The sequence below is a fragment of the Streptomyces sp. SM1 genome (genome assembly GCF_002910825.1).
In the GTDB taxonomy this organism is placed as follows: domain Bacteria; phylum Actinomycetota; class Actinomycetes; order Streptomycetales; family Streptomycetaceae; genus Streptomyces; species Streptomyces okerensis.
On the sequence record NZ_NEUB01000202.1, the window covers coordinates 1 to 1,802 of the forward strand.

1 protein-coding gene is annotated in these 1,802 nt (G+C 75.1%); it reads left to right on the forward strand.

What is annotated here, in order from left to right; all coding sequences use genetic code 11:
• The coding region (locus tag B9S61_RS04655) for a beta-ketoacyl synthase N-terminal-like domain-containing protein (protein ID WP_146064710.1) at positions 1-1,802 on the forward strand (1,802 nt) is incomplete at both ends.

Genomic DNA, 1,802 nt, shown 5'->3' on the forward strand with positions numbered 1-1,802 from the left:
CCCGACACCGGCGCACCGCCGGCCCGGGACGGCGGCTCCGCCGACGGAGCCCACGGCGCCGACGCCCTGCGGCAGCAGGTCGCCGTACTGCCCCGCCACGAGGACCGGGTCCGGACCCTCACCGAGCTGGTACGCGCCCACGCCGCGGCGGTCCTGCGCCATCCCGACGTTGACACGGTCCAGCCCGCCAAGGCGTTCTCCGCGCTCGGCTTCGACTCGCTGACCGCCGTGGAACTGCGTAACCGGCTCGCCACCGCCACCGGACTCGCCCTGCCCGCCACCGTCCTCTTCGACCATCCCACCCCGTCGGCCGTCGCCGGCCGGCTGCTCGCCGAACTCGGCCTCCCGGACGCGCCGGAGGAGACCGCCGCTCCCGTCGCGACCGGGGCGCACCGCACCGCGGAGACCGGCCGCGGCGAGCCGATCGCGATCGTCGGCATGGGCTGCCGCTTCCCCGGCGGGGTCACCCGGCCCGAGGACTTCTGGCAGCTGCTGTCCGAAGGTACCGACGCCGTCGGCGACTGGCCCTCGAACCGCGGCTGGGACACCGAGGGCCTGTACGACCCGGACCCCGACCGGGCCGGCACCACGTACAGCAGGCAGGGCGGCTTCCTGCACGCCGTCCCCGAGTTCGACGCCGAGTTCTTCGGCATCTCGCCCCGCGAAGCCCTGGCCATGGACCCGCAGCAGCGGCTGCTCCTGGAGACCGCCTGGGAGGCCGTCGAGCGCGCCGGACAGGACCCGACCGCGCTGAAGGACCGCCAGGTCGGGGTCTACATCGGCACCAACGGCCAGGACTACTCCGCCCTGCTGGAGGGCGCCGAGGGCATCTCCGAAGGCCACCTGCTGACCGGCAACACGGCCAGCGTGCTGTCCGGACGGCTCTCCTACGTCCTCGGCCTCCAGGGGCCCTCGCTCACCGTGGACACCGCGTGCTCGTCGTCCCTGGTGGCGCTGCACCTGGCTGTCCAGGCCCTGCGCCGCGGCGACTGCGAACAGGCTCTCGCGGGCGGGGTAACGGTGATGAGCACACCGAAGCTCTTCGTGGAGTTCAGCCGTCAGCGCGGACTCGCCGCCGACGGACGCTGCAAGGCGTTCTCCGCCGAGGCGGACGGCACCGGCTGGGGCGAGGGCGCCGGCGTCCTGCTGCTGGAGCGCCACAGCGATGCCCTGCGCCACGGCCACCCCGTCCACGCGCTGATCAGCGGCACCGCCGTGAACCAGGACGGCGCCAGCAACGGGCTCACCGCCCCCAACGGACCCTCCCAGCAGCAGGTCATCCGGGCCGCGCTGGCCGACGCCGCGCTGCGCGCCGACCAGATCGACGCGGTCGAGGCCCACGGCACCGGGACCCGGCTCGGCGACCCCATCGAAGCGCAGGCCCTCCAAGCCGTCCACGGGCCCGACCGCCCCGCGGACCGGCCGCTGTGGCTCGGCTCGGTGAAGTCGAACATCGGGCACACCCAGGCCGCGGCCGGGGTGGCCGGGGTGATGAAGATGGTGCTGGCCATCCGACACGGCGAACTCCCGGGCACCCTCCACGCGGATGCGCCGAACCCGCACGTCGACTGGTCCGGCGGCGCGATCCGGCTGCTCACCGGGCACACCCCGTGGCCGCGGACCGGGGGCCCGCGCCGGGCGGGCGTGTCGTCGTTCGGTATCAGCGGGACCAACGCGCACGCGATCATCGAGCAGGCGCCCTTCATCGCGGTCGTGCCCGCCCCGGACCCGGCCGACACCGGCACTCCGGACCAGACCGGCACCCACGGCGCCGCTGCCGCCGCGGTCACCGCGACCACGCC